Origin of the sequence: Qipengyuania soli, from assembly GCF_015529805.1 — a bacterium.
In the GTDB taxonomy this organism is placed as follows: domain Bacteria; phylum Pseudomonadota; class Alphaproteobacteria; order Sphingomonadales; family Sphingomonadaceae; genus Qipengyuania; species Qipengyuania soli.
Genome location: NZ_CP064654.1, coordinates 2,316,065 through 2,341,624, shown reverse-complemented (window position 1 = coordinate 2,341,624; position 25,560 = coordinate 2,316,065). Strand labels below are relative to the sequence as shown.

Below are 25,560 nucleotides of genomic sequence, written 5' to 3'. Positions count from 1 at the left end.
CAGAACCCATGACCCTCAGTTCCGGGGTTGAGCGGCGGACTGTTTCCCTGCAAGCATCGGCTGCATGGGAGTCGAGGAACGCGGTGCCGCCATCGAGAGCGGGCTGGAGAGAGCGCTTGCGCGCGTCGGAATTGAACGGCCATCAGGCTTCACCCGATTGACGGGTGGGGCAACGATGGAAAGCTGGCGCTTCTCAGCGGGCGGGGAAGATTTCGTCCTGAGGCGGGCACCATCTGCAGCCATGATGGAAGGCCGCGCTATCGGTCACGATATTGAGGCGGCCGCAATCAGGGCAGTTCATGCCGTCGGCGTCCTTGCCCCGGAGATCGTGGTCGAGCTGGAGGAAGCCGATGGCCTCGGAACGGGGTTTGTCATGCGTGCGCTTCCTGGAACCCCCGATCCGCGGACGATCCTCGGCGATAATTCCGGAGATGCGGAGGGGCGTGCGCTGGGTGGCCAGCTCGCGCGTGAGCTTGCGGGCATTCACAACATCGATCCCGGCTCTCTGCCGACTGGCTTGCCTACCCTCGACCCGGCGGAGGGAGTGGCCGGCCTTCGCACTCAGTACGAAGAGGCCGGTGGCAATCGACCGATCGTCGCGCTGGCATTGCGCTGGCTGATCGACAATCTGCCCGGGCCTACCGAGCCCGCGCTCATCCATGGCGACTACCGGCTCGGCAACGTACTCGTCGCCGGCACCCAATTGACCGGTGTCCTTGACTGGGAATTGGCGCACCTCGGCGACCCGCATGAAGATCTCGCCTATGCTTGCCTGACCGTTTGGCGATTTGCGCGAATAGACCGCCCGGCCGCCGGACTCGCCAGCCTCGACGATTGGTTTGCAGCTTATGAGTCTGCTGGCGGTCGCAGAGTCGACCGCGCAAGGTTTCACTGGTGGCTCGTCTATCGCACCTGTTGGTGGGCGCTCGGCTGCTGGCGCATGGGCAGGACATGGCGTGAAGGTGCGGACCGGACCGTCGAGCGAGCGATCATCTCGCGCCGGACCAGCGAACAGGAACTCGACCTCCTCTTGCTGCTGGAGGGCGAGGCACCCGAAGAAGAACGGACGAAGCCTTTGCCCGCGTCGTCGCCACCTCCTCCGCCGACCGGTGAGGCCACGGCTGGAGAGCTCGCGACCGCAATCTCCGAGTGGCTGGCAACGGTGAAGGATCGCATGGAAGGTCACGACCGCTTCCAGCATGCCGTTGCGCGCAATGCGCTGGGCATCATTGCCCGTGACTACGCAGCGCAGGTCATCGCTACCGATGAGCAACTGGCTCGAGCATTGCTCGAGGGCGAACGCACGCTTGCGGAACCCGGATTGCTTGCCCGCTTGCGCCGCACGACGCTCGACAAGCTGGGGGTCGACATGCCCAAATACCCTGCGCTCGCTGTCGCACGGCGCAAATGGACAGGAGAGGATTGATGGATTTCACCGTGCCGCAGGATCTCGAGGATTATTACGCCGAGCTCGTCGATTTCATTGAGCAGAAGATCGATCCGCTGGTGGCCAAGGATGACAACATCCGGTTTTTCGACCATCGCCGCGAGTGGGCGCGCACCAATTTCGAGGAAGGGGGGCTGCCGCGCCACGAGTGGGAAGACCTGCTGCGCCAGGCCCGCAAGGCAGCGGACGAGGCCGGTCACTGGCGTTTCTCGGCACCGAAAAGGTACGGAGGCAAGGACGGCTCGAACCTGTGGATGGCAGTCATCCGCGATCGCTTTGCCGCGCGCGGCCTCGGGCTTCACAACGACTTGCAGAATGAACACTCGATCGTCGGCAACTTCCCCTTCGTGGCCATGTTCGAGACCTTCGGGACCGAGGAACAGAAGCAGGAATTCATCCTCGGCGGCTTTGAAGGGACGCGGCGCGTCGCCTTCGGCCTGACGGAGCCACACCATGGTTCGGACGCCACCTTCATGGAGACCAAGGCCGTGCGCGAAACGCGTGACGGTGTCGACGGCTGGCGCATCGACGGCGAGAAGATGTGGATCACCGGCATGCACGTAGCGACGCATTGCGCAATGTTCGCCCGCACCAGCGGCAAGGACGGCGATGCCAGCGGCATAACCTGCTTCCTCGTGCCCAATCCCACTCCCGGTCTGGAAATCGAGGAGTGGATGTGGACTTTCAACATGCCGACTGACCACCCACGGCTGTCGGTCAACAATGTCTGGGTCCCCGACAGCGCCATCCTTGGCGTCGAGGGGCGTGGTCTCGCGCTCGCCCAAAGCTTCGTCCACCAGAACCGCATCCGTCAGGCCGCATCGAGCCTTGGTGCGGCAACTTACTGTGTCGAGGAGAGCGTCCGCTACGCACGCGAACGCAAGCCCTTCGGCGAGGAACTGGCGCGCAACCAGGCAATCCAGTTCCCACTGGTGGAACTTGCCACCCAGTGCGAGATGCTGCGCCTGCTTATCTACAAAACTGCCTGGGAAATGGACAACATGCCGCACGAGATGATCGAGAAGACGATCTCCGACAAGGTCAGCATGTGCAACTACTACGCCAACCGACTGGTCTGTCAGGCGGCCGACCGGGCGATGCAGGTGCACGGCGGGATCGGCTATTCGCGGCACAAGCCGTTCGAGCATATCTACCGCCATCACCGCCGCTACCGGATCACCGAGGGCGCGGAGGAAATCCAGATGCGCAAGGTCGGGGCATACCTGTTCGGCTACCTGGGGCCCAAGCGCGGCAAGTATGGCTAAGCCATTGGTGGTCCGTCACAAGTCGTTCGCAGAACGACTGCTTGACGCAGGGACCACGATGACAGCCTAATCCGATTTCAACTTTGGGGACTGACATAATGACAAACTCGCTGCGGGCGCTTGCCGCCAGCCTTCTGCTTACGACTTCCAGCGTTGCGCTTGCGGAGAGCGTGCCCATCGTTCAGCCGGGTGCTCCGGGCGAGCCGGTCAAAGCCCTGACCCCGGCGGAAGCGATCAAGCTGGCCGACATGCGATATTCGCCTGGCGACGTCGCATACATGCAGCACATGATCGTCCACCACCGCCAGGCGACCGAAATGACCGCGCTGGTAGAGGCACGGACGACCAATCCCGACATTCGCCGTATCGCCCGTCGCATCAATGCGAGTCAGGCCGATGAAATGAAGTTCATGACCGAGTGGCTCACCAGCCGCGGCGAGACGACCGAAGCGCCCGGCATGGGCAAGGACGCACCGATGGACCATTCCCATATGGGCCACGACATGCCGTCGGCAGGCAAGGGCATGGTCGTCATGGAGGGCATGGCGACACCGGCGCAGATGGCTGCCTTGGCTGCCTCTGAGGGTGTGGCGTTCGATCGCATGTTTCTCCAGCTGATGATCGCGCACCACCGCGGCGCGGTCGATATGACCGAGAACCTGCTTAACTGGTATGGCACGGCTTCGGACCCCGAAATGAACCAGTTCACCGGCGACGTGGTAAGCGACCAGAAGGCCGAAATCACCCGCATGAATAAACGGCTTGCCACCCTGTCTGCGGATCCGCGCGCGACCCTCAAGGCCGGTTTTCGCGATGGCGGCGAAGCTATCAAGGGACTGAAGAAGCTCGCCAGCCTTGAAAAGCCTGCCGGCTTCTACGATCCCACCAATCCCGCCGGCCTCGCACTTCCGGCCGCCAAGTCCAAGGAAGAGAAGGAAGCTGAGGCCAAGGGGACTAAGGACGCCAAGCCTGCCGAGAAGAAAGAAGATAAGGCGGTCGATCCCAACGATCCCATGGCCCTCGCCGAGGACGAGAAGGAACCCGAGAAGCCCAAGCTGGTCGATCGCGGTTCGATGCTGGATTTCGCCAACACCGACATGGCGTTTTCCGGCGACATGCTGGTCGCGGGCAATTACCACGGCTTCAATATCTACCGGCTGGGTACTGACGGCATTCCGGGGCTCGTCAGCTCGGTTGTTTGTCCGGGCGGTCAGGGCGATGTCTCGATCGCGGGCAAGCTTCTCATCATGAGCGTTGAAGAAGGCCGTGGTCGTGTCGATTGTGGTCTGCAAGGCAACATGCAGCGCGCGACCGCCGAACGGTTCCGTGGCCTTCGCATCTTCGACATTTCCGACCCGGCGGCTCCGCGCCAAGTGGGCCAGGTGCAGACCTGCCGCGGCAGCCACACGCATTCGATCGTCAGCACGGACGACAAGCGACTGGTGATCTATGCCTCAGGAACCGGCGGTGTGCGCCGGACCGAGGAATTGTCGAGCTGCACCGACCTGCCGGGCGACAACACCGCGCTGTTCTCGATCGACGTGATCGAGGTGCCGGTTGGCAATCCTGCAGCGGCGCGCATTGTCGACCGCCCCCGCGTCTTCGCCACTGGCGGGCAGATCGCGGGCCTGTGGCGTGGCGGCGACCATGGCGAGGGTACGCAGGATACCAACGAAACCAACCAGTGCCACGACATCACTGTCTTCCCCGGCAAAAAGCTGGCGGCAGGCGCCTGTTCGGGCAACGGTATCATCCTCGACGTGTCAGATCCGTTGAAGCCGAAGCGTATCGATGATGTGACCGACAAGGGCTTTGCCTACTGGCACTCGGCGACGTTCAACAATGACGGGACCAAGGTCCTCTTCACCGACGAATGGGGCGGTGGTGGCCGTCCGCGTTGCCAGGCTGGCGACCCCACCAACTGGGGCGCCGACGCCTTCTACGGCATCGAGAACGGCAAGCTGGTCTATCGCGGCACCTACAAACTGCCTGCGCCGCAGAGCGACAAGGAGAACTGCGTCGCACACAACGGCTCGATCATCCCGGTGCCGGGGCGCGACATCTTCGTCCAGGCCTGGTACCAGGGCGGCATCAGCGTGATCGACTTCACCGATCCCGCCAACATCCACGAGATCGCCTATTTCGACCGTGGCCCGATCGCGGCAGACCAGATGGTACTGGGCGGTTACTGGTCGGCATACTGGTACAAGGGACGCATCTACGCGACCGAGATCGCCCGCGGAATCGACGTGTTCGCTCTCGAACCGGGCGAGTATCTGACCAAGGAGGAAATCGCCGCTGCGGAAGGCGCGATCTATCCGGGCGATATCTTCAACCCGCAGACCCAGACCCAGGTCTCTTGGCCCGCGGAACTGGTCGCCGCAGCCGAGGCAAGCCGTAAGGGCGGCTGACCGCCCCGACAGCAATGAGGCAACAAGATGGGCCCGGCGGATCGCTCCGTCGGGCCCACTTCGTTTACGCCATAATCAGGCCGGTTCAGGCTGTCGGGCCATTGCCTGGACGTCGGCCGCCTTGAGCAACTGGCCGCCAATTCCCCAGTCGCCCTGTTCGACTTCCATGATCCGGACCCAGGTGACCGGGCGCAGGGCTTCGCCTTCGATCGACACCATGGTCTCGGTGACCTTGCTGATGATCTCCTGCTTCTGCTCGGCGGTGAAAACGTTCTTAATTACGTCGATGGTTACGAGAGGCATGTGCATTTCCTTCTGGTTGGTTTGGCCGGGAACTGCCCCGGCGACAGGAATGCTTTTGCCCGCAAGCTGGCGCTCAGTTGAGTTCAGCGAATGAAGCTGCGTGCTACAAATTCTGAAGAAAGCTGCTACAGTTCCGGAAATAAGCAGGGTCGCATGTGGACGCTACGGGAGAGCACGCATGCAGTACGGACAGTTCTGTCCCATATCCAAAGCCGTTGAAATCCTTGGAGAACGCTGGACGATCCTGATCGTGCGCGAGCTGCTCTGCGGGGGCCGGAGGTTCAACCAGATCCAGCGCGGCCTGGGCGACATTTCGCCAGCATTGCTGACCGCGCGACTGAAGTTCCTGGAGCAGGAAGGCATGCTGGTGCGCCGGAAAATTCCGGGACAGCGTGGTTATGAATACTTCCCCACACCTGCCTGTGAAGCCTTGCTTCCGCTGATCGTGAACCTCGGTGAATGGGGGCTGCTATGGGCGCGTCACAATGTTGTCGACGCGGACCTCGATGTCGAATTGCTGATGCTCTACCTCGAACGGAGCATCGATCCCGCGATGATTCCCGGCAAGGAAAGCATCATCCAATTCAAGTTCCGTGACCTGACCGAACAGCAGAACTGGTGGCTTCTGGTAAAACAGGACGGGGTGGACACCTGCATTTCCGATCCGGGCCGCGATGTCAGCGTCTACGTTACCTGCACCCTGCGTACGATGCACGATGTGTGGATGGGTGATCGGACCTATCGCGAGGCGATGGATGCCGGTGACCTTCTGATCGAAGGCGAGCCTTCGCTCGTCCGCAACCTCAGGAACTGGCTCAAGCCGAGCATCTTTGCCGAAGCTGATCGGGCTCCGCTACCCGCCCGGCTGGCGGCATAGAACTTCGCAGATATCAAAAAAGGCCCGGCGGATCGCTCCGCCGGGCCTTCCCTTTGTCCGGTAGGTTGGACGGGCTTAGAAGCCCATGCCGCCCATGCCACCCATGTCGGGCATCGCCGGGGCCGGCTTGTCTTCCGGCTTTTCGGTGATGGCTGCTTCGGTGGTGATCAGCAGGCCGGCAACCGAAGCTGCGTCCTGCAGCGCGGTGCGGACGACCTTGGTCGGGTCGATGACGCCGGCAGCCACGAGGTTCTCGTAGGTGTCGGTCGCGGCGTTGAAGCCGAGCGAATCGTCATTGGCGTCCATCAGCTTGCCCGAGATGACCGCACCGTCGTGGCCGGCGTTGGTCGCGATCTGGCGAACCGGAGCCTGGATGGCACGACGGATGATGTCGATGCCGCGGGTCTGGTCGTCGTTCGCGCCGGTCAGGCCGTCAAGCGCCTTGGTCGCGTAGAGCAGGGCGGTACCGCCGCCCGGGACGATGCCTTCTTCAACGGCTGCGCGGGTTGCGTGCAGCGCGTCGTCGACGCGGTCCTTGCGTTCCTTCACCTCGACTTCGGTCGCACCGCCGACCTTGATCACGGCAACGCCGCCGGCGAGCTTGGCGAGACGCTCCTGGAGCTTCTCGCGGTCGTAATCGCTCGAGGTGTTGTCGATCTGGGTGCGGATTTCGCCGACGCGGGCCTTGATGTCGTCCGCTTCACCGGCACCGTCGACGATGGTCGTGTTATCCTTGTCGATGGTGACCTTCTTGGCCTGGCCGAGCATGTTCAGCGTGACGTTCTCGAGCTTGATGCCGAGGTCTTCGCTGATCATCTCGCCCTTGGTCAGGATGGCGATGTCCTGCAGCATGGCCTTGCGGCGATCGCCGAAGCCCGGTGCCTTCACTGCCGCGACCTTGAGGCCACCGCGCAGCTTGTTGACCACGAGGGTGGCCAGCGCTTCGCCTTCGATGTCTTCCGCGATGATCAGCAGCGGACGGCCCGACTGGACCGCGGCTTCGAGCACCGGCAGCATCGCCTGGAGGTTCGACAGCTTCTTCTCGTGGATGAGGATGTACGGGTTCTCGAGTTCGACCGTCATCTTCTCCGGATTGGTGATGAAGTAGGGCGAGAGGTAGCCGCGGTCGAACTGCATGCCTTCGACGACATCGAGTTCGAATTCGAGACCCTTGGCCTCTTCCACGGTGATCACGCCTTCCTTGCCGACCTTTTCCATGGCTTCGGCGATCTTCTCGCCGACTTCACGGTCGCCATTGGCGGAAATGATGCCGACCTGGGCGATTTCGCTCGACCCGGCGACGTCCTTCGAGCGGCTCTTGAGGTTCTCGACGACCTTCTCGACAGCGAGGTCGATGCCGCGCTTGAGGTCCATCGGGTTCATGCCGGCGGCAACCGACTTCATGCCTTCGTTGACGATGGCCTGGGCCAGAACGGTGGCGGTGGTGGTGCCGTCACCCGCAGTGTCGTTCGCCTTGCTGGCGACTTCCTTGATCATCTGCGCGCCCATGTTCTCGAACTTGTCCTTCAGTTCGATTTCCTTGGCGACGGTGACGCCGTCCTTGGTGATGCGGGGTGCGCCGAAGCTCTTGTCGATCACGACGTTGCGGCCCTTGGGGCCCAGCGTGACCTTGACGGCATTGGCGAGGGTGTCGACGCCGCGCAGGATGCCTTCGCGCGCGTCGCGGCCGAACTTTACGTCCTTGGCTGCCATTGGTGTTTCTCCTGGAATTCGGTGTTAGTTGAGGAAGTACATTCGTGAGGGGGCTATCAGCCGATGATCCCCATGATGTCGCTTTCCTTCATGATCAGCAGGTCTTCGCCGTCGATCTTCACTTCGGTGCCGGACCACTTGCCGAACAGCACGCGGTCGCCGGCCTTGACGTCGCAAGGGGTGACGGTGCCGTTTTCGCTACGGGCGCCAGAACCGACAGCGACGACTTCGCCTTCGCTCGGCTTTTCCTTGGCGCTGTCGGGAATGATGATCCCGCCGGCGGTCTTTTCTTCGGCTTCGATGCGACGGACCAGAACGCGGTCGTGCAGCGGACGAAATGCCATGATGATGACCTCTCTTCTAAGAGTGTGAAACGATGATTGGCACTCACTGGGTGAGAGTGCCAGCGCGGCGCATTTGGGAGCGGCGCTTCGCCGAGTCAACGGGTCGGAACGGAAAAAAGTTGCCGGAGGCGGGGTGAGGCGTGGCTGGCGTGGGTCGGCTCAGGTCGCCGTAAGTCCCAGCCTGTCGCGCCGTGCCCAGCGCCAGGTCAGGAGGCTCGCCGCGAAGACGAGGCCCGTGGCAAGCCCGATCCACACGCCGGTCCCCTCGAGCGGTGTGTAGAAGCCGAGCCATAGCGAAATGCCAAGCCCCGGGACCCAGTAGCTGAAGACCGCGATCAGCATCGGCATGCGCGTGTCCTGCAGCCCGCGAAGCGAACCTGCGGCCACGGCCTGCACGCCGTCGAAAAGCTGGAAGGCGGCGGCGACGACCATGTATTGCACGGCGAAGCCGACCATGGCCGCGTTCTGCGGTGCCGCGGGATCGACGTAAATCCGCAGCAGGGTGAGCGGTGCGAGGATCATCGCCGCGGCCGTCGTACACATGAACCCGCCACCCATTACGATACCGACCCAGCCGGCGCGTCCCATGGCAACCCTGTCGCGCGCGCCATAGTGATAGCCGACGCGGATGGTCGCCGCCTGGCCGATACCGAAGGGTATCTGGAAGGCGAGCGCGGCGACCTGCAATGCAACCGTGTGGCCCGCAAGCTCGGACGCGCCGATCCGTCCCATCAGCAGTGCGGCCGCGCTGAACAGGCCCGCCTCGGCGATGATGATGACCATGACCGGGCTGCCCAGCCGGACCAGCTCGCGCAGCCGGTCCCATTCTGGCCGCCACCAATTGCCGAAGATACGATAGCGCCGCAGGCGCCGGTCCCAGTGGACCGCGACCACGTAACTCGAGAACTGGACCAAGGCAGTGACCACGCTGGCCAGCGCCGAGCCCTTCAGCCCCATCGCCGGGGCGCCGAAATGACCGAAGACAAAAGCGTAGTTGCCGATCAGGCTGGCGATGAGGGCAACTCCGGTTATCGCTGTTGCGAAGACCGGCCGGCCCAAAGCGGAAACGAAACTGCGCAGCACTGCCGATCCGATCATGGGGATCATCGCGAACATGATGACCTGAAGGAACATGTCGGTTTGTGCGGCAATCTGCGGCTCCTGACCGGTCGCGATCATCAACCGCTCGCCAAGCAGGCAGATGCCCATCCCGACGAGGCCGGTGGCGACCGCCAGCCACAGGCCCATGCGGACCGATCGGCGCACTTCGCGCACCGAATGGCGGCGGCGGCCCAGCTCCTCGGCAATCAGCGCCGCGACCATGCCGACAAGTCCGGTGAAAGCCCACATGGTGAGGCCGAAGACGGAAATGCCCAATGCCGAAGCTGCCAGCTCGCGTTCCCCCAGGCGCGCTACGAAGATCACGTCGACCGCATGCACGAGCATCTGCAGCAGGTTGGCAAGCGCCAGCGGCCAGGCGAGCCTGAAGGTCGCGCGGATCTCGTCGCGCCAGCCGTCACTGCCGATAGGCAGGGGTTTCAGGGCGTGGTCGTGCGTCATGCAGCCGGCCCGGATAGGCGAAGGTGCGAGCGGGAAAAAGCTTGCATGGTCGCAACCCGAGCGATTGGCCGAACGGCGCGGCTATCGGGTCACACGACACGGGGGCTGCCCTCAAATGGAAACCGGAGGATACCGGTCCTTAACCGGTGGATGCGCACGATCGTGTGTCAAGGGCGGTGTAGGAAAGCCGCGTTCAGAGGATTCGGGAATGAAGGGTCGCATCGAGGACAAGGCCAGCGTCGCGGATGGCCGCAGCGAGGAGCGGCGGCGGATTTTCCTGACCGCCAGCGCGGCGCAGGGTGACGGGTCAAGCGGGGTCGAAATCCTCGACCTGTCGGCAAGCGGCCTCCTGATGAGTACCAGCGCATCGCTCGATCTCGACGAACCGGTCGCAGTCGTGCTTGCCGATGGTGAAGAGCATTGGGCACGGATCATGTGGCACACAGGGCGTCTTTACGGTTGCCGGTTCGAACAATCGCTTTCACGGGCGGAACTGGGTGCGAACCTGCTGCGCGCCCATCCGCCGCGCGACTTGCCGGAGGTGGGTGCCGTGGAGAGCGGTACTGAAACGCTCGGCGACCGGCTTCGCCGACTGCGCATGGACTCGCCACACACGATGGAGGAGTTGGCGAGCCTCGTCGGTGTAACCAAGCCGACCTTGTGGAAGTGGGAGACGGGCAAATCACGCCCGCGACACGACGCGATCATACGGATTTCCGATGTTTTCGGGGTGGCCGAAGCCGAATTGCTATACGGCGAGCGGGGATCGGGCAGAGGCGTGTCGGTTTCCCGTGCCGCCAGCAATGCGACCTTGGCCATGACGGTGGCCGAAGCGCGGCGCATGATCGCGCAAGCCGCAGGAATCGATCCTGGACAGGTCTCTATTTCCATCGATTTCAATTAGATCGAGCGATTGGTGTGACAGTGCCATTGCGGCACTCCATGCGGTTGCGATTCGCGTAACCGTCGCTCGCGTGATATGTCGCAGCCAAGACTCGGGGAGGGCCTGGGGTGTCGGCAACGCGAATCTCATTGCTGGTCATGGCTGCCGGTGTCGCTTTTGCGGCAACCGGCGCGCAGGCCGATGGCGATGGCGACGTCGCTGTAAATGTTGCTGCGGCGAGCATTGCCAATATGCAGGCCGACGAACTTCTCGAGGATTACGGAGACCTTTCGCTCGAAGATGAGGCCGGGGCTCCGGTGATCCACTTCGGTCGCGCCGTCGACCTCGCCGGACGTGACATCGAGCCTGTGCCGAAGACATTACCGGGCAAGATCATCGGCGGCATGCCCGGCGGACTGCCCATGTCGGGGGCCCGCCTCACCAGCGGCTTCGGGATGCGCTACCATCCGACATTGGGCGGGACGCGGTTCCATGCTGGGGTCGACCTTGCCGCACCTTACGGATCACCGGTCACCGCGACGGGCTCGGGCCAGATTTCGCGCGCCGGCTGGGCGGGCGGCTACGGTATTCTCGTATCGATTGCTCACGGCGGCTCGGTCGAGACGCGTTACGCGCACCTGTCGGCCATTGCAGTCAGGCCCGGACAGGCCGTCGTGAAGGGGCAGGTGATCGGCTACGTCGGGTCGACGGGTCGATCGACCGGGCCGCATCTCCATTACGAGACGCGCGTTTCCGGCCAGCCGACAAATCCGTTTTCCTCGCGCTAAGGCGCGCTCAGCCGATCGTCAGGACCACGCTGTCGCTGGTAGGGTCATAGCGCAGGTCGACACCGTCCTTGCGCAGATCGCCAAGCGTGCGCAGCTCGTTGGAGCCCGAACCTTCGCGAAATTTGTCTTCCTGTCCTGCGTTCGCGAGGACCGACCTTAGGTCACTTGGCCGGATCAGCAGGCGCGAGCGCGAATCGACATGGATCGGCAGTTTGCCAAGGTCGCGCGAGCCGAGCCGGACGCTCTTGCGCACGACGATCTCGTCGCCGCCCACCACCTCGTCGCCAAGGCCCGGGCTCTCGATATCGAACTTGACCGGGATGATGTTCCCCGGCGCGATCTTGGGCAGCACGGTCGGGCGGGACCCTGCGTCGGCTTGCGGTGCAAGGCTGGCCTCCTCCACGGCAAGGGCCGCCGTATCCTCGATGGCTTGGGGATCGGCGAGTGTCGTATCTACCACGTCCCCTTCGCCGACACCCGGCAGGGTAATCCTGGTATAGGTGGGGAGCACGACGCGCATCACGCCGGTATACGGGGCGGCAATTGTCTGCAGGCGCGGAAGGAGAGGCAGGCTGACGGCAAGCGCTGCCAGCACGGCAGCACCGCTCAAAATCAACCGCTTGCGTCCGTGCGTGAGCACCATGACTTCCCGCTGCCCTCCAGCTTCTTCGCAAGCTGCCGTCTAGCATAAGCCCATCGGGCAGGCGAGGGGGCAGGCGGGGTAGAGCGGGGCTCAGCGCGCGAGGCGATGACGGTAGGTCAGGTTCACCCGCTTCGACAGAAGGAGATAAGGCAGCCAGATGAAGATGCTGATGCAGACCTTCTGGACATTGCCCTGCAATACTCCGGTCAGAGCGATCGCGACGTCGGGTGGAAGCGCTTCGTGTGAACCGACTATGGTCGCGGTACGCAGCTGGAAGGCAAGGTCGACAATCCACGTTGCCACCAGCATGCGCGGGAAAGCGGGGACCGCGCGCAGGGCCATGACGAAGCAGACCATGTAGAGGAAGTTCATCGCCATGGTCTCGAACGCCATGGAAAGGAACAGGGCGCGGGCCCAGTCTGGTGCTGCGGTACCTATGGCGGGCACTGCCAGGAGGAACTCGCCGCTGCGCAATACGACGTTGAGCAGCATGCCGATCGTGAGCGAGGCGAGAAATCCAACCGGCCCGAACAGGCGGTGCTCGCGGGCGGTCTCCACCGCGACATCGCGCCAGCGACCGATTCGGGCGAGGCGCGTGCGCGGTGTCCACGCCGTGGATCGGTCAGTAAAAGCGCTCTCGGCCAACCGCAGGGCTACGACAGGGGCGAGGGCGATGAGCAGATAGGGAAGCACGGTGTAAGCAACATCAGATCCCGAGGGCCCCTCACCCAGGGCGCCGGACACCTTCCATGCCGACAGGACAAGCCAAGTTACGATCCACCAGGGGATTGCGCTTTCGATGGTGGGGCGGAGCTTGCTGACGAGGACACGGGTCTTGCGATCGAAGCTGCGCGAAGCGCGCGCAATGAACTGCAATCTGTGCCGTTTTGATACCATTTCGACCATTCAACACCAATCGGCGATTTTGGTTTCCTTTGCGGCAACTGCAGTGACTCGCGGTTTGACTCGCAGAATCCCACGGATTCCCGAGGGTTATGGTGCAGCCAGTAGCCAAATCAGAATCGTTGCAATTAACCAACACTGGCAACGCATTTTTCCATAAATCACTGTTTTTCGGAGAAAAATTAAATGGGTTACCGAAACGTTGACGTAGGTTACACTGTTGGTGATGATTTAATCGTTCCGTGAGGGAACAGGCGTTTCTTGGACCGGCGTAACCGTCGGTTAAAAATAGAAAACGGTCGCGCCGGTTCCAGAAATACCCGCACGGACAAGGGCAAGCCGGAAATAGATGCCGGAGCCTTTTGTGAAATGAGGGGGACACGTCCCCGCTTGGACTAGGGTATTTGTATCATGACCAACTTCATCAAGAACTTCGTCGCTGACGAATCCGGCGCTTCGGCTGCCGAATACGCTCTCATCCTTGTGATGGTCGGCATTGCGATCATTCTCGGCGCGCGCTTCCTCGCCACCTCGATTTCGGGTGCGATGAGCACGGCCGGCGACTGCATCACCAGCTCGCGCACCGTTAACGCTGGCGGCGTTTGCGGCTGATCACTGCCAATCGGTTTTTTCGAACTTCACACAAGGATTTGAATCATGACCAACTTCATCAAGAACTTCGTTGCTGACGAATCGGGCGCTTCGGCTGCCGAATACGCCCTGATCCTCGTCATGGTCGGTATTGCAATCATCCTCGGCGCTCGCTTCCTCGCCACCTCGATTTCGGGTGCGATGAGCACGGCCGGCAACTGCATTACCTCGTCGCGTACTGTCAATGCTGGCGGCGTCTGCGGCTAATTAGCCAGTAAGGTTACCGGCCCTTCCCTGATTGCGGGAAGGGCCGGTATACTGCGTTTGAAGGGGCAGCTTGAGGGGGATGCGCGATGGAACGGCGCAATTTGATCATCATCGGCGTGGCAGTGGTCCTGGGGCTTATCGCTGTCTATCTCGCCAATGCCTATTTCTCCGGTGTCGAAGAACAGCAGGAACGCGTTGCTGAGGAACAGCAACTGGTTCGCATCGCTGTGGCGTCGCAGGACCTCGACTTCGGATCCCCGCTCACGCCCGACAATGTCCGCCTGGTGAACTGGCCGGCCCAATCAGTTCCGGCCGGAGCTTTCACCGATATGGCCCGCTTTGCCGGCCGCGACGTTGCGATCCGTCCGATCGCCCAGGGCGAACCCATTCTCCAGTCGCGCATCTCCGAACGCGCGATCCTTTCGGAAAACATTCCCGACGACATGCGAGCCGTCACCATCCCCGTGAACGAAGTGGCCGGCGTCGCCGGTTTCGTCACTCCGGGCGATGCGGTCGACGTGCTCATGACGCGTACCATTCCCGGCGGCAACGACGAGAAGATGACTTCGGTGATTCTCGAGAACGTCCAGGTCATCGCGATTGACCGCCGCGCATCGGAAAGCAGCACAGAACCTCAGGAGCTCAAGATGGCGACCCTGCTGGTCGACCAGGACAATGCCCAGAAGCTGACCCTCGCTGTCGAGAGCGGTCGCCTGAGCCTGGCGCTGCGCAACGTCGAGAACCAGACTGTCGGTGCCACCCGCGTCGTCACGACCCGCGATCTTCCCGGTGGTGCGATCCGCTATTCGCAGCGCAGTACCGGGGGTGGTGGAGGTGGCACCCCGGCGCCGCGCGCCGCTCCCTACCGCGCTCCGAGCGGCCCTGCTGCTTCGGGAACGACGACCTTCGTTCCCAGTTACGGCGGCCCGTCGATGGTAATTTACCGCGGCACCGAGGGTGCTCGCCAGGAGGTGAACCGTGGCAACTAAGACTTTCATCGGACGCGCGCTTTGCGCCGCAGCCCTACCCCTCGCTCTCATCGCTTCGGTTCCTGCGCAGGCGCAGCAATATGCCGGCGGGGGCATCCATGCCGGAACGTTGGAAATCCCACTTAACAAAAGCCAGGTGGTCACAGCCGACCGGGCGATTGCCAAAGCGCTGATCGGCAATGCCGAGATTGCCGATATCGTCGCTCTTACCGAGAATTCGCTGTACGTGCTGGGCAAGGGCATGGGAACCACCAGCCTGACGCTCTATGATGCGCGTGGCCGTGTGCTCTCCGTTATGGATATTTCGGTGGGCCCGGATTCGGAAGCGTTCCGCACCCAGGTCTCGCAGTTGATCCCGGGTAGCCAGATCGACGCACATATCTCGGGCAATGCGCTGGTCCTGACCGGCCTTGCCAATGATCCCGGTGCAATCGATCGCGCAGTCCTGCTTGCGAGGACCTATGCCGGCGAGAACGTCGTCAACATGATCAGCCTGGGCAGCAGCCAGCAGGTCATGCTCGAGGTCAAGTTTGCCGAGGTCAACCGCTCGATCGGTGAAGATGTCGGCGTGCGCGGTTTCGGTATCGACCGGGGCGGTGATTTCGGTTCGGTTAGCGGTCCGGGCGCCGGTCTTACACCCGGAACGCTCACCAATCCGGTCGATGTCCTTCGCTTCTCTGCAATCCAGGACAGCTTCGGTGTGATCGGCGGTGCGTTCAGCGCACTCGGAATTGATTTCAACGGCTACCTCAACGCCCTTGAGGACAAGGGTTTCGCCAAAACCCTGGCCGAACCGACGCTCGTCGCCTTGTCAGGCGAAAGGGCCTCTTTCCTTGCAGGCGGTGAATTTCCCATTCCCGTCGTCCAAAGCGGCGGCGGAGGTGGCGGCGGCGCCGGTAACGGCGGCAACAACGGCATCTCGATCGAGTTCAAGCCGTTTGGTGTCAGTCTCGGCTTTACGCCGACCGTGCTAGGTGATGGCGTCATCAACATGATTGTTGAGCCCGAAGTCAGTTCGATCGATCCCGCGGCTTCGATCCAGCTTAATGGTATCAGCATTCCTGGCTTGCAGACCCGTCGCGCGTCGACCACGCTCGAACTTCGCGATGGTGAAAGTTTCGCGATTGCGGGCCTGCTGCAGCAAGATTTCAAAACCACGGTCAACCAGGTCCCATTGCTTGGTAACATCCCTATCCTGGGTGCGCTGTTCCGCTCGACCCAGTTCCAGAAGGGTGAAACCGAACTGCTGATCGTGGTTACGCCGCGGCTGGTGAAGCCGATCAAGCCTTCGCAGGTAAAGCTGCCCACAGACCGCGTGCATGATCCGGATGCGCTCAAGACAATCCTGTCGGGCGAAGCATACGATCCGGTGCCGGCGAGCGAACTTGCAGCGCCCAAGGCACCCGTGGTCGTCAAGGAGGGTGAAGACTATGACTACTAAGGTTCTTCGTTTCACCCTTGCGATCTCGGTACTGCCGCTTGCAGCAGCGTGCGCGGACAATGCGGTTTTCGACCGTCCGGGCGATGCTGCTTTTGGTGAAGCCAATCGCCAGACTATGATGGCGCAGGTCGTCAATCCCGATCCCGTTTACGAAGACGATATGGTAACAAGTGGCGATCACGCCGCGCAGGCTGTCGAACGGTATCGCAAGGATGCCGTGAAGCAGCCCGAGACCATAAGCACGACCGAGGGTTCGGGCCCAAACTGAGCGTGATGTGAGGCATGTATGACCTGGTTGGGGAAGTTCTGGAGTGACGAGAGCGGCGCGAGTGCCGCCCTCTACGCGCTTATGCTCCCTGCGCTTGTAGGGGCTGCGGGCATAGGTTTCGATTACGCTCGCATGGCGGCGCTCGACACCGAACTCCAGAATGCTGCTGACCAGGCTGCACTCGCAGGTGCAACGCAGCTCGACCAGACCACCGGTTCCATCAATCGAGCGATCGCCGTTGCACGCAATGGCCTCGTTACAAACCTGACGGTGTTCGGAAACGACGGTGACACGATGACCGTCGACATCCCGGTGGCCGGCACAGGCGTGTTCTTTTACGAGACGCTGGCCCAGGCCGAAGCCGATACCAACCGGTTGGACACAACACTTGCAGCGTCGGACGCCAAGGCGAATTTCATTCGCGTGAAGGTGGAGGACCGCAAGGCCAAATACGCGCTCACTCCGGTCGTCGGATGGTTCGAAAACACTTTGTCGGGCGAAGCAGTCGCCGGGATCGGCGCTGCCCTGTGTCGCACTCCGCCCTTGATGATCTGCAACCCCAGTGAGCCCACCACCAACACCGACAAGAGCCTCCCATTCAACGCCGACAATTACCGCGGCATGGGCCTCTTCCTCAAAGGCGGGGCGTCGGGCGGCGGCGGTTCATGGGCGCCAGGCAATTTCGGCTTCCTCGATACGATCCCCGGTACGGGCGGCGGTACGCCGGACCTGCGCAAGGCGCTGGGCTGGGATACGCCTCCGGGTGAATGCGTATCGAAATCCGCGAACGACGCGGTGGATACCGACACCGGTAACAAGACCGACGTCAGTGATTCCATGAATACGCGCTTCGACATCTACAATGGCGACGTGTCCTGCCCGACCGGCGGCAATTGCCCCGCGTCGATCAACGTCCAGAAGGACGTCGTGCACACTGATGTCTTTACTGACACGAACTCGTGCAAGGACCACAACAACGGCTGGCACGAGACAACGGGAACGAAGTACCTCCCGGGCTCGAACAATGCTCTCGATCTCTCAAGTGCAGCGAACATCCCGACATCGATGGGTCATCCGCGCGATGTCTGCCATGCGATGAACACCAAGGCCTGCACCGGGCCGGTCGGCGACGGATTTTGGGATCGCAACGCCTATTTCGCGACGCACTACCGGCGCACCGAGGACGGCCTAACCGGCTATTGGTCGGAAGCCGAATGGCAGACCAACACGGGTCTTACACTAAGCGGTTGCAGTGGCACACCGGCCCGCTGCCGTTTCCCGACGCGCTACGAAGTCTACCTCTGGGAAATTGAGAAGCGCGGAACCGTAGTCGATGGTGTCAGAGTGCTTGGCGGCCCCAATTCGAACTCGGCATACGGAACGCCGCAGTGCAGTCCTCGCAAGGGCTTCGGAGCGGGCGTCGTGCCGACTTCAACGGTGGCCGACCGTCGCCGCCTGTCCGTCGCGGTCATCAATTGCAAGGCGCTCGACGTGAAAGGCAATTCGCGGTCGGTACCGGTTGTGGAGTTCATGGACGTGTTCCTGGTCGAACCTTCGCTCAACCGTAGCCGACCAGGCAACGCCAACTACACCCAGAAGGACGAGATCTACGCCGAAATCATCGGCAAGACGGCCTCGGGTTCGCGTGGCGAAACTGCAGGGACGGTCATCCGCCGCGATGTCCCGTACCTGATCAGGTGAGCATCATGCGCGCCTTTGTCCGTTGCGAGCGCGGTGCGGCTGCCGGCGAAATGGCGCTGCTGCTGCCACTTCTGATTCTGATGGTCTTCGGAGCCGTCGAGATGGGCTACTATTTCTACAACCAGCACCAGGTGGTGAAGGGTGTGCGCGACGGGGCGCGCTTCGCTGCGCGCCAGAGCTTCGTCGATATCAATTGCACGGCAGGATACACGCTCCCCAGCGCAACCGAAACGGCGATCAAGGAAGTAACCAGGACTGGCCAACCCTCGGGTGGCACGACCCGGGTCTTCGGCTGGGTAAATTCGAATGTGACCGTGGCCGTCAATTGCCCGACGACCGCATTGCGGACGGGCATCTATCGGGACGAACCGAATGCGCCGGTCGTCACGGTCAGCGCGCGGGTGAATTTCCCCTCGCTGTTCCACGGCCTCGGTTTCCTGACCAATTCCTACGAACTCTACGCCACCCAGCAAGCCGCGGTGATGGGCATATGAGGTTGGTTCGTTTCTTCAAGGCCTTCTGGCGCGATCAGAGGGGCGCAGGCGCGGCGGAGTTCGCTCTGATCCTGCCCATCTTCATCCTCTTCGTCATCGCGATCATCGATGCAGGGCGGTATGCCTACCTGTTCAACCAAGGCGAAAAGGCATCCCAGGTCGGCGCGCGTGCCGCAGTGGTAACCGATCCACTCGTGACCGAGCTTGCGACATATACTTATACTGGAAGAACCGTTGGGGGGGTCCTTATCAATCAGGGGGATCGCATTCCCGCTAGCGCGTTCGGAAAGATCACCTGCCGCTCGACCGGTTGCACTTGCGTCAGCGGGACCTGTCTCGACGGGACGCTGACGCTCGATACCACTTCCTTCAATCGCGTCGCGGGCCGTGTGAAGAACATTTACCCGAGGGTGGCACTGGCAGATATCGCAATCGATTACTCTGGGTCCGGGCTGGGCTATGCAGGCAATCCTACCGGAATGGACATCGCGCCCTTTGTAACCGTGCGCCTGCTCAATCAGACTTTCCGGTCATATTTGCTGTTCGGGAGCACTGTAGGTTTTCCCGATTTTGCATATACTTTGACGATGGAAGATGGTCAGGGGACGAATTTCAACTGATGTTCGTACTCTGCATCCTTATGAATTCTCTGGAATTATCGGGCCAAAGTTGCCGCAAAGAGCGACAAGGTTCGGGTTGTCTCGTTTTTCGACAGGGAGGGACTGCGCCTCGCGCAACAAGTATTGAAGGTGTTATCTGGTGATCGATATGGGCCATGGTGAATACATACTCGACCGCGGGAAGGAACTGGAGTTGCAGCTTACTGCGCCCATTACGGTCGTCGCGTCCGGCGAGTACATCGACTCCCTGAAGGCGTCGGCAGGGGCCAACTGGATTTCAGACGCGAATTTCATTGCGGTCGATCCGGGTGACACCATCCCAGAAGCCGAGGTCAATACCTCTGGCATCATCGTCTTCGAAGTGGATCCGACAGTTCCTCGCAGCATGGAGCGGATCCGCAAGCTCCACGCGATCCGTCCTGGCATGCCCCAGATCGTCGCCATGAAGAACGTCGATCTCAAGCTGGTTCGCACACTCGTTCGCGAAGGCGTGGCCGACGTGGTGGAACTGCCCTTTGCGGCCGAAGAAATTCTCCAGACCGTCGTCGCGGTCCTCGAGACAAAAGGGCACCCTGCCGAACAGGAAGTCGAGCTGGCGCCGGTCATTGCGGTTACCCGCGCGGTTGGCGGCTCGGGCGCCACGACGATCGCCAGTCACCTGGCCGCATCTCTCGCCGATGACGATGCGCGGCCGCGCGTTTGCATCTTCGACCTCGACATCCAGTCGGGCAGGTTGGCCGAAGTGCTTGGTATCACACCCCGCCGTACGCTCAGTGACCTGCTCGAAGCGGGCAAGCGGATCGACGCATCGTTGATGCAGTCTGTTGCCGAGCGACACGCCAGCGGCGTTTCCGTAATCGCTGCACCTGGAGAGATTATTCCTATCGAAGCCGTTAAGGCCGAAGATCTTGCGCGGATCCTGGAAATCGCGCGAAACGAATACGATTACGTCGTGCTCGATCTCCCGTCGAACCTGACCAACTGGACGCTGAACGTCCTGTCGAAAGCCGATAGTGTCGTCATGGTCGTCGAACAGACGCTGGCCAGCCTGCGGCAGGCGCGGCGACGACTTGATCTGTTCAAGAATCTCGGGCTCGACCATCGCCTGATCTCGATCGTGGTCAACAAGACCGAGCGCAAGCTTTTCAGCGCGATCAGCCTCGGCGACGTCGAAAAGGCTCTCGGGCGACCTGTGACTGCCGGAATTGCGCTCGACAGCGCCACCCTTGCTTCGGCGCAGGACCAGGGTGTCCTTGCCCGGTCGATCAAGCGCAAAAGCGCCTTCGTCAGCGATTTGGACGGGCTTGCGGAAACGATCGCCGCAGCCGTGGAAGGTGCGCACCGATGAAATGGCAGTTCATAGGCGGAGGGAAGAGCGAGAACGCCGATATTGTCGGCAGCGATGCCCATGCCGCTCAGCCCGTGCCGATGTTTGAGGTCGATGAAGAACTCGACAAGCTCCTCGCGCTGAAGACTTCCATCCACCGCAAGCTTCTGGATCGCATCAACCTCAGCCTGCTCGACCGCATGTCGCGCGAGCAGATCGAAGAGGAAGTTGGCGACATCGTCCTGGGCCTCCTTGTCGAAGAGGACGCCGCGCTCAACGCAAGCGAGCGCAAGCGCCTCGTGGGCGAAGTACTCGACGAGCTCCTCGGCCTAGGACCGCTCGAACCCTTGCTGGCCGACGAGTCCATCACCGACATTCTCGTCAACGGGCACCGTGATGTTTTCGTCGAACGCTTCGGCCTGCTCGAACGCGCCACGACCCGCTTCCAGGATGAAAAGCACTTGCTGCGCATCATCCAGAAAATCGTCAGCGCGGTTGGTCGCCGCGTCGATGAATCCTCGCCATTCGTCGATGCACGTCTCGCAGATGGCAGTCGCGTTAATGCCATCGTCGCCCCGCTGGCGATCGACGGCTCGCTGCTCTCCATTCGTAAGTTTGCCAAGAAGCGGATCGGCATGGAAAAGCTGGTCGAGCTGGGCAGTATCCCGGCCGCCGTCGCCGAGGTTCTTGCAGCCATCGTGCGGTCGCGCCGCAACGTCCTGATTTCCGGCGGTACCGGCTCGGGCAAGACGACGCTGCTCAACGCCCTGTCGTCCTACATCGACGGGCGTGAGCGCATCGTCACGATCGAGGACTCGGCAGAACTCCAGTTGCAGCAGGAACACGTTGCCCGTCTCGAAACGCGCCCGGCCAACATCGAAGGCCGCGGCGAAGTCAATCAGCGCGATCTCGTAAAGAATGCCCTGCGCATGCGCCCAGACCGAATCATCGTGGGCGAAGTCCGCGCTGGTGAAGCCTTCGACATGCTGCAGGCAATGAACACCGGCCACGATGGCTCGATGACCACGGTCCACGCCAATACCGCGCGCGATTCCCTCTCTCGCGTCGAGCAGATGGTCGGCATGAGCGGTATCGACATCTCGCCGACTGCGGCCCGTGCGCAGATCGCATCGGCCATCAATGTGGTGGTCCAGATCGGGCGCCAGGCAGATGGCAGGCGCCGCCTGCTCAGCGTTTCCGAACTGGTGGGCATGGAAGGCCAAACCATCACGATGCAGGAAATCTTCCGCTTCAAGATGGAAGGCCGCGGAGAGAACGGCGAGGTCCTCGGTCGGCATGAAGCCACCGGCATCCGCCCTAAGTTCCTGGAAACGGCCGCCGAGCACGGCATAGATCTGCCCGCTGATCTATTCCGGCCCAACCTCGATCTAGGTAAAGTCTGATGCTGACCGGAGACGCCACCCGTGTCCTGATCCTGGTCGCCATATTTGCGTCCATCTTCCTGATGTCTCAGGTGGCCTTGCGGATAGGTCTTGCGGGACGTGCCCACGCCGGCGCGGTCAACAAGCGACTGAAGCTGATTGCCAAGGGTCAGAAACGCGAAGAAATCCTGGGCGCGCTGCGCAAACATGATCCTATCGGCAACCCGGTCAACATCGGCTTGCTGAGCAAACCGATAAACAATTTCCGCCGTGACCTCATGATGGCTGCAGTGCCATTCGGCTTTGCCCAGATATCACTTGGGATGGTGGTGCTGTTCGCCGCACTCATGCTTGTCGTGACCACCATGGCAGTGTCCTACGGCTATTCCCTGACACTCGGCGTCATCCAGATCATCCTCGCCTTCGCTGCGGCGGGCGCAATCGGGCTGCCGATGCTCGTGGTCAGCTTCCTCGCCCAGCGCCGCCGCAAGGTGATGCAGGAACAGTTCCCCGTTGCTCTCGACATTTTCGTCCGTGCGCTCCGTTCTGGACACCCGGTCTCGTCGGCGATCGACCTGCTGACCCAAGAGATGAACGATCCGATCGGCACCGAATTCGGCCTGATCTCGGACGAGATTTCCTATGGTGCAGACTTGCATGAAGCGCTCGAGGATATGGCCGAGCGCTGGGACCTTGACGACATCCGCATGTTCGTTGTCTCGCTTTCGGTACAAAATGAAACGGGCGGTAATCTCGCCGAGATTCTTGAAGCGCTTTCCAAGGTCATCCGCGAGCGCGCTACCTTGTACCTGAAGGTACGCGCACTGAGTTCCGAAGGGCGCATGACGGGATGGCTGCTCACAGCGCTCCCGGTGATCGCTTTCCTGATCCTCTTCACGTCGAACCCGAAGTTCTATCTCGACGTCTCGACCGATCCGATTTTCTACATTGGCTTCCCGTTGATGGTCGCCTGGTTCTTCGTCGGCGTTTTCTGGATCAAGAACATGGTCAATTTGAAGGTCTAGCATGATCAATTTCCTGATCACCAATCCGATTGCCCGTATATCGCTTCTGGCGCTGATCTTCGCGTTGGTCATTTTCGCTGTTGTGACTTTCGGCAGGTTGTCATCGCGGCGGATCCAGGCGCGTCACAATATCCAGCAGATCGCGGGTGGCGGGGCGGTCAAGAGGGAGTCACTCCAGGATCGCCGTACCAGCGCATGGTCTGATCTCGCCGATCGTGTTGAACGGGCAGGGCTCAGCTTGGCCGATACCAAGGGCGACGTCCTGCGCGACAAGCTCACTGCCGCCGGTTATACTTCGCCGTCTGCGCCGAAGGTCTTCACCCTGACGCGGTTCGCATTGGTTATCCTGTTGCCCCTGCTGTTCTTTGTCGCGCAACGATTTGGCGGCGGTGGCGAAATATCTGCGGTCAAATCATATCTCTACGGTATGGGTCTGGCAGTCGCCGGCCTCTACGTACCCAACTTGCTGGTTACGGCTAAGGCGGACCGCAGACGGGAAGAAATCACCAACGGGTTCCCGGATTGCCTCGACCTTATGCTAGTTTGCGTGGAAGCAGGCCTCGGTCTAGAAGCGGCGATGGACCGCGTAGGGCGCGAAATGGTGCACTCGCATCCCTTGGTCGCCAACATGCTTCTTGAAGTAACCTTGCAGCTACGCGCCGGTGCCCGCCGTGAAGAGGCGCTGCGCCGGATGGGCGAAAAAAGCGGCGTCACCGAAATCAAGAGCTTTGCGACACTGCTTATCCAATCGGACAAGCTGGGTACGAGCGTTGCCGACACTTTGCGCGTCTACTCGACGGAGATGCGCGAGAAGCGTCGCTTGCGTGCAGAAGAGAAGGCTCACCGCTTGCCGGTGCTCATCTCGATCCCGCTTGTGTTCTGCATGCTTCCGACGATGATCGGCGTGCTGATGCTGCCGGGTGTCGTCCAGATCGTCCGTGTTATTGTGCCTGCCTTGGGAGGTTGAAGATGTCGAAATCCATATTTGCGACGGGAATGGTGGTTCTTGCCGCCGTCACGGTGTCAGGTTGCCAATCCTCGCCACTCGCCGGATGGTCGTTCAACCGAGACGGAGACAAGCGCCTGGCCGCTAATCCTGAACTTGATGGTCCGGTCGTGCTGGAAGAAGGTCGCCGCTACCTGAGAGATGGGAACATCTCAAAGGCAGTCGCCTCGTTCCAGCTCGCCCGTCTCGACAAGGCGAGTGCTGCCGCCGCCAACAATGGACTGGCGGTTTCGTATGCTCGTCTCGGTCGCGCAGATCTTGCCGAGCGTTATTTTCGTACGGCGGCCTCTCTCGATCCGAATGAGCCAAAATATGTAGCGAACCTACTGCGGCTGCAGGGGAATATGATGCTCGCCAAGCAGGCTCGAGTAACAGAGCAGCTTGCATCGACCGAATCCGTGCCCAGTAGCGAACTTGCCGCTCGTGAAGATCGCACTTCCGAAGTTCACCGAGTTTCCCACGGCGAGTTTCGCATCACGACAACCGAGCCCGCGGCTGCCCCGACCATGCAGGTAAGCTCGCGACAGGCAGCTGCTTCGCCGGTCGTCGAGAAGGTCGAGCCCAAGGTTACCGAAGTGGCCGCGGTCGATACGCAAAAAGTCTCCAAACAATTCGAGGTCGTGTTCGGCAAATGGTTGCAGAAATAGCGCTCTGGGCGGCCTTGGCCACGGCAGTGGTCGGGGCGGTCTGGGATGTCCGAACGCGTCGCATTCCTAACTGGCTGGTCGGAATTCTTGCGGTATGCGCCATCACCACGACGGTAGCGTCAGGGGGCCTCGAACTGCTTGGATCTGCCGCTATCCATGCCGGAATCGCTCTGGCGATCGGAGTAGGTTTGTTCGCCCTGAAGGCGATCGGGGCAGGCGATGCGAAGTTCTATACCGCCGCGGCACTCGCTGTGCCTCTGGACCGCGCCTGGTTCATGTTCGGCTGGGTGGTACTGGCGGGTTTCCTCCTCATGATTGTCCTGATGATCTACTATCGCGGTCTCAAGATCATGACGGACGGTAAGAAGCGCAGCTGGACGCTGCCCTACGGCCTCCCGATTTGTTGCGGCTTCATCGCCGCCTTCCTGTCGGATTCTAACAGCCTTATATTCTGATTCTCCCGACGGAATTCCTTCTAGGGCCCCCGAATGGTTACCGCATTCGGGGGCCGTTCCGTTTTGGGGCGATCCGTAGAAACGGTTTCAAACCAAACTATCTCATGAAAACAACGGCATGCATCACCGCTTTCGGATAGGGGCGCTTGGCGTCGTGGTTAAGCGAAGTAGTTAATATCCTTGCAACTATTTCGGCCCGGGTGTCATATC

26 protein-coding genes are annotated in these 25,560 nt (G+C 61.5%); 20 read left to right on the top strand and 6 right to left on the bottom strand.

The features are described from left to right. The first annotated feature begins 64 nt into the window (after positions 1-64). The 3 genes from IRL76_RS11645 to IRL76_RS11635 all read left to right on the top strand — a co-directional run bounded on the left by IRL76_RS11645 (position 65) and on the right by IRL76_RS11635 (position 5,123). A complete protein-coding gene (locus tag IRL76_RS11645; protein WP_200981493.1) occupies positions 65-1,426 on the top strand; it encodes a phosphotransferase family protein in 1,362 nt (453 codons plus the stop codon). Continuing rightward, the gene (locus tag IRL76_RS11640; RefSeq protein ID WP_200981492.1) at positions 1,426-2,712 is read left to right on the top strand and encodes an acyl-CoA dehydrogenase family protein; all 1,287 of its coding nucleotides are present in this window, start codon (positions 1,426-1,428) and stop codon (positions 2,710-2,712) included. Before IRL76_RS11645 ends, IRL76_RS11640 begins: the two co-directional genes overlap by 1 nt. Positions 2,713-2,810: 98 nt before the next feature. Next, positions 2,811-5,123 carry a DUF305 domain-containing protein gene (locus IRL76_RS11635; protein ID WP_200981491.1) on the top strand — a complete coding sequence of 771 codons (2,313 nt, stop codon included), beginning with the start codon at positions 2,811-2,813 and terminating at the stop codon, positions 5,121-5,123. Positions 5,124-5,198: 75 nt separating this feature from the next. On the opposite strand, the gene IRL76_RS11630 is transcribed toward IRL76_RS11635, so the two are convergent. Further along, the gene (locus IRL76_RS11630) at positions 5,199-5,426 is read right to left on the bottom strand and encodes a tautomerase family protein (RefSeq protein ID WP_200981490.1); all 228 of its coding nucleotides are present in this window, start codon (positions 5,424-5,426) and stop codon (positions 5,199-5,201) included. A gap of 178 nt (positions 5,427-5,604) precedes the next feature. Here IRL76_RS11630 and IRL76_RS11625 point away from each other — a divergent pair, with 178 nt between their 5' ends. After that, positions 5,605-6,303: a winged helix-turn-helix transcriptional regulator gene (locus IRL76_RS11625; RefSeq protein WP_200981489.1), complete on the top strand. Its 699-nt coding sequence runs from the start codon at positions 5,605-5,607 to the stop codon at positions 6,301-6,303. A 75-nt stretch (positions 6,304-6,378) separates the two neighbouring features. On the opposite strand, the gene groL is transcribed toward IRL76_RS11625, so the two are convergent. The 3 genes from groL to IRL76_RS11610 form a co-directional block, all read right to left on the bottom strand. Further along, on the bottom strand, positions 6,379-8,016 hold the full coding sequence (gene groL / locus IRL76_RS11620) for a chaperonin GroEL (protein ID WP_200981488.1): 1,638 nt from the start codon (positions 8,014-8,016) through the stop codon (positions 6,379-6,381). 56 nt (positions 8,017-8,072) lie between these two features. Then, positions 8,073-8,360 (bottom strand): co-chaperone GroES, encoded by a 288-nt coding sequence (gene groES, locus IRL76_RS11615; protein ID WP_200981487.1) that lies wholly within the window; start codon positions 8,358-8,360, stop codon positions 8,073-8,075. Between the two features lie 159 nt (positions 8,361-8,519). Further along, positions 8,520-9,920, bottom strand: coding sequence for an MATE family efflux transporter (locus tag IRL76_RS11610; protein ID WP_200981486.1), 1,401 nt, complete (start codon positions 9,918-9,920; stop codon positions 8,520-8,522). A 208-nt stretch (positions 9,921-10,128) separates the two neighbouring features. Between IRL76_RS11610 and IRL76_RS11605 the strand changes: the two genes are divergently transcribed. Further along, entirely contained in the window at positions 10,129-10,824 is a 696-nt protein-coding gene (locus IRL76_RS11605) for a helix-turn-helix domain-containing protein (RefSeq protein ID WP_200981485.1), read from the top strand. Positions 10,825-10,931: 107 nt separating this feature from the next. Then, positions 10,932-11,591, top strand: a complete 660-nt coding sequence (locus tag IRL76_RS11600) for a M23 family metallopeptidase (protein WP_246449747.1) — start codon at positions 10,932-10,934, stop codon at positions 11,589-11,591. A 7-nt stretch (positions 11,592-11,598) separates the two neighbouring features. On the opposite strand, the gene IRL76_RS11595 is transcribed toward IRL76_RS11600, so the two are convergent. Continuing rightward, entirely contained in the window at positions 11,599-12,234 is a 636-nt protein-coding gene (locus IRL76_RS11595) for a hypothetical protein (protein ID WP_200981484.1), read from the bottom strand. Between the two features lie 90 nt (positions 12,235-12,324). Further along, positions 12,325-13,110, bottom strand: coding sequence for a DUF2569 domain-containing protein (locus IRL76_RS11590; RefSeq protein WP_200981483.1), 786 nt, complete (start codon positions 13,108-13,110; stop codon positions 12,325-12,327). 438 nt (positions 13,111-13,548) lie between these two features. On the opposite strand from IRL76_RS11590, the gene IRL76_RS11585 reads away from it, so the two are divergent. The 14 genes from IRL76_RS11585 (at position 13,549) to IRL76_RS11520 (ending at position 25,350) form a co-directional block, all read left to right on the top strand. After that, positions 13,549-13,749 carry a Flp family type IVb pilin gene (locus IRL76_RS11585; RefSeq protein WP_200981482.1) on the top strand — a complete coding sequence of 67 codons (201 nt, stop codon included), beginning with the start codon at positions 13,549-13,551 and terminating at the stop codon, positions 13,747-13,749. A 45-nt stretch (positions 13,750-13,794) separates the two neighbouring features. After that, positions 13,795-13,995: a Flp family type IVb pilin gene (locus tag IRL76_RS11580; RefSeq protein ID WP_200981481.1), complete on the top strand. Its 201-nt coding sequence runs from the start codon at positions 13,795-13,797 to the stop codon at positions 13,993-13,995. Positions 13,996-14,081: 86 nt separating this feature from the next. Then, positions 14,082-14,984, top strand: a complete 903-nt coding sequence (gene cpaB, locus IRL76_RS11575; RefSeq protein ID WP_200981480.1) for a Flp pilus assembly protein CpaB — start codon at positions 14,082-14,084, stop codon at positions 14,982-14,984. Beyond that, entirely contained in the window at positions 14,974-16,425 is a 1,452-nt protein-coding gene (locus IRL76_RS11570; RefSeq protein WP_246449746.1) for a type II and III secretion system protein family protein, read from the top strand. Before cpaB ends, IRL76_RS11570 begins: the two co-directional genes overlap by 11 nt. After that, a complete protein-coding gene (locus tag IRL76_RS11565) occupies positions 16,415-16,693 on the top strand; it encodes a hypothetical protein (RefSeq protein WP_200981479.1) in 279 nt (92 codons plus the stop codon). Before IRL76_RS11570 ends, IRL76_RS11565 begins: the two co-directional genes overlap by 11 nt. An 18-nt stretch (positions 16,694-16,711) precedes the next feature. Then, positions 16,712-18,394: a TadE/TadG family type IV pilus assembly protein gene (locus tag IRL76_RS11560; protein ID WP_200981478.1), complete on the top strand. Its 1,683-nt coding sequence runs from the start codon at positions 16,712-16,714 to the stop codon at positions 18,392-18,394. 5 nt (positions 18,395-18,399) lie between these two features. Beyond that, positions 18,400-18,888, top strand: a complete 489-nt coding sequence (locus IRL76_RS11555; protein ID WP_200981477.1) for a TadE/TadG family type IV pilus assembly protein — start codon at positions 18,400-18,402, stop codon at positions 18,886-18,888. Then, a complete protein-coding gene (locus IRL76_RS11550; RefSeq protein ID WP_200981476.1) occupies positions 18,885-19,508 on the top strand; it encodes a TadE/TadG family type IV pilus assembly protein in 624 nt (207 codons plus the stop codon). The genes IRL76_RS11555 and IRL76_RS11550 overlap by 4 nt, the downstream gene beginning before the upstream one ends. 148 nt (positions 19,509-19,656) lie before the next feature. Then, on the top strand, positions 19,657-20,856 hold the full coding sequence (locus tag IRL76_RS11545; RefSeq protein ID WP_246450090.1) for a CpaE/TadZ family protein: 1,200 nt from the start codon (positions 19,657-19,659) through the stop codon (positions 20,854-20,856). Continuing rightward, entirely contained in the window at positions 20,853-22,238 is a 1,386-nt protein-coding gene (locus IRL76_RS11540; protein WP_246449743.1) for a TadA family conjugal transfer-associated ATPase, read from the top strand. The genes IRL76_RS11545 and IRL76_RS11540 overlap by 4 nt, the downstream gene beginning before the upstream one ends. Beyond that, positions 22,238-23,242, top strand: a complete 1,005-nt coding sequence (locus IRL76_RS11535) for a type II secretion system F family protein (RefSeq protein ID WP_200981474.1) — start codon at positions 22,238-22,240, stop codon at positions 23,240-23,242. The genes IRL76_RS11540 and IRL76_RS11535 overlap by 1 nt, the downstream gene beginning before the upstream one ends. Position 23,243: 1 nt before the next feature. After that, the gene (locus tag IRL76_RS11530; RefSeq protein WP_200981473.1) at positions 23,244-24,209 is read left to right on the top strand and encodes a type II secretion system F family protein; all 966 of its coding nucleotides are present in this window, start codon (positions 23,244-23,246) and stop codon (positions 24,207-24,209) included. A 2-nt stretch (positions 24,210-24,211) separates the two neighbouring features. After that, a complete protein-coding gene (locus IRL76_RS11525; protein ID WP_200981472.1) occupies positions 24,212-24,895 on the top strand; it encodes a tetratricopeptide repeat protein in 684 nt (227 codons plus the stop codon). Then, a complete protein-coding gene (locus tag IRL76_RS11520; RefSeq protein WP_200981471.1) occupies positions 24,880-25,350 on the top strand; it encodes an A24 family peptidase in 471 nt (156 codons plus the stop codon). The genes IRL76_RS11525 and IRL76_RS11520 overlap by 16 nt, the downstream gene beginning before the upstream one ends. Positions 25,351-25,560: the final 210 nt, after the last annotated feature.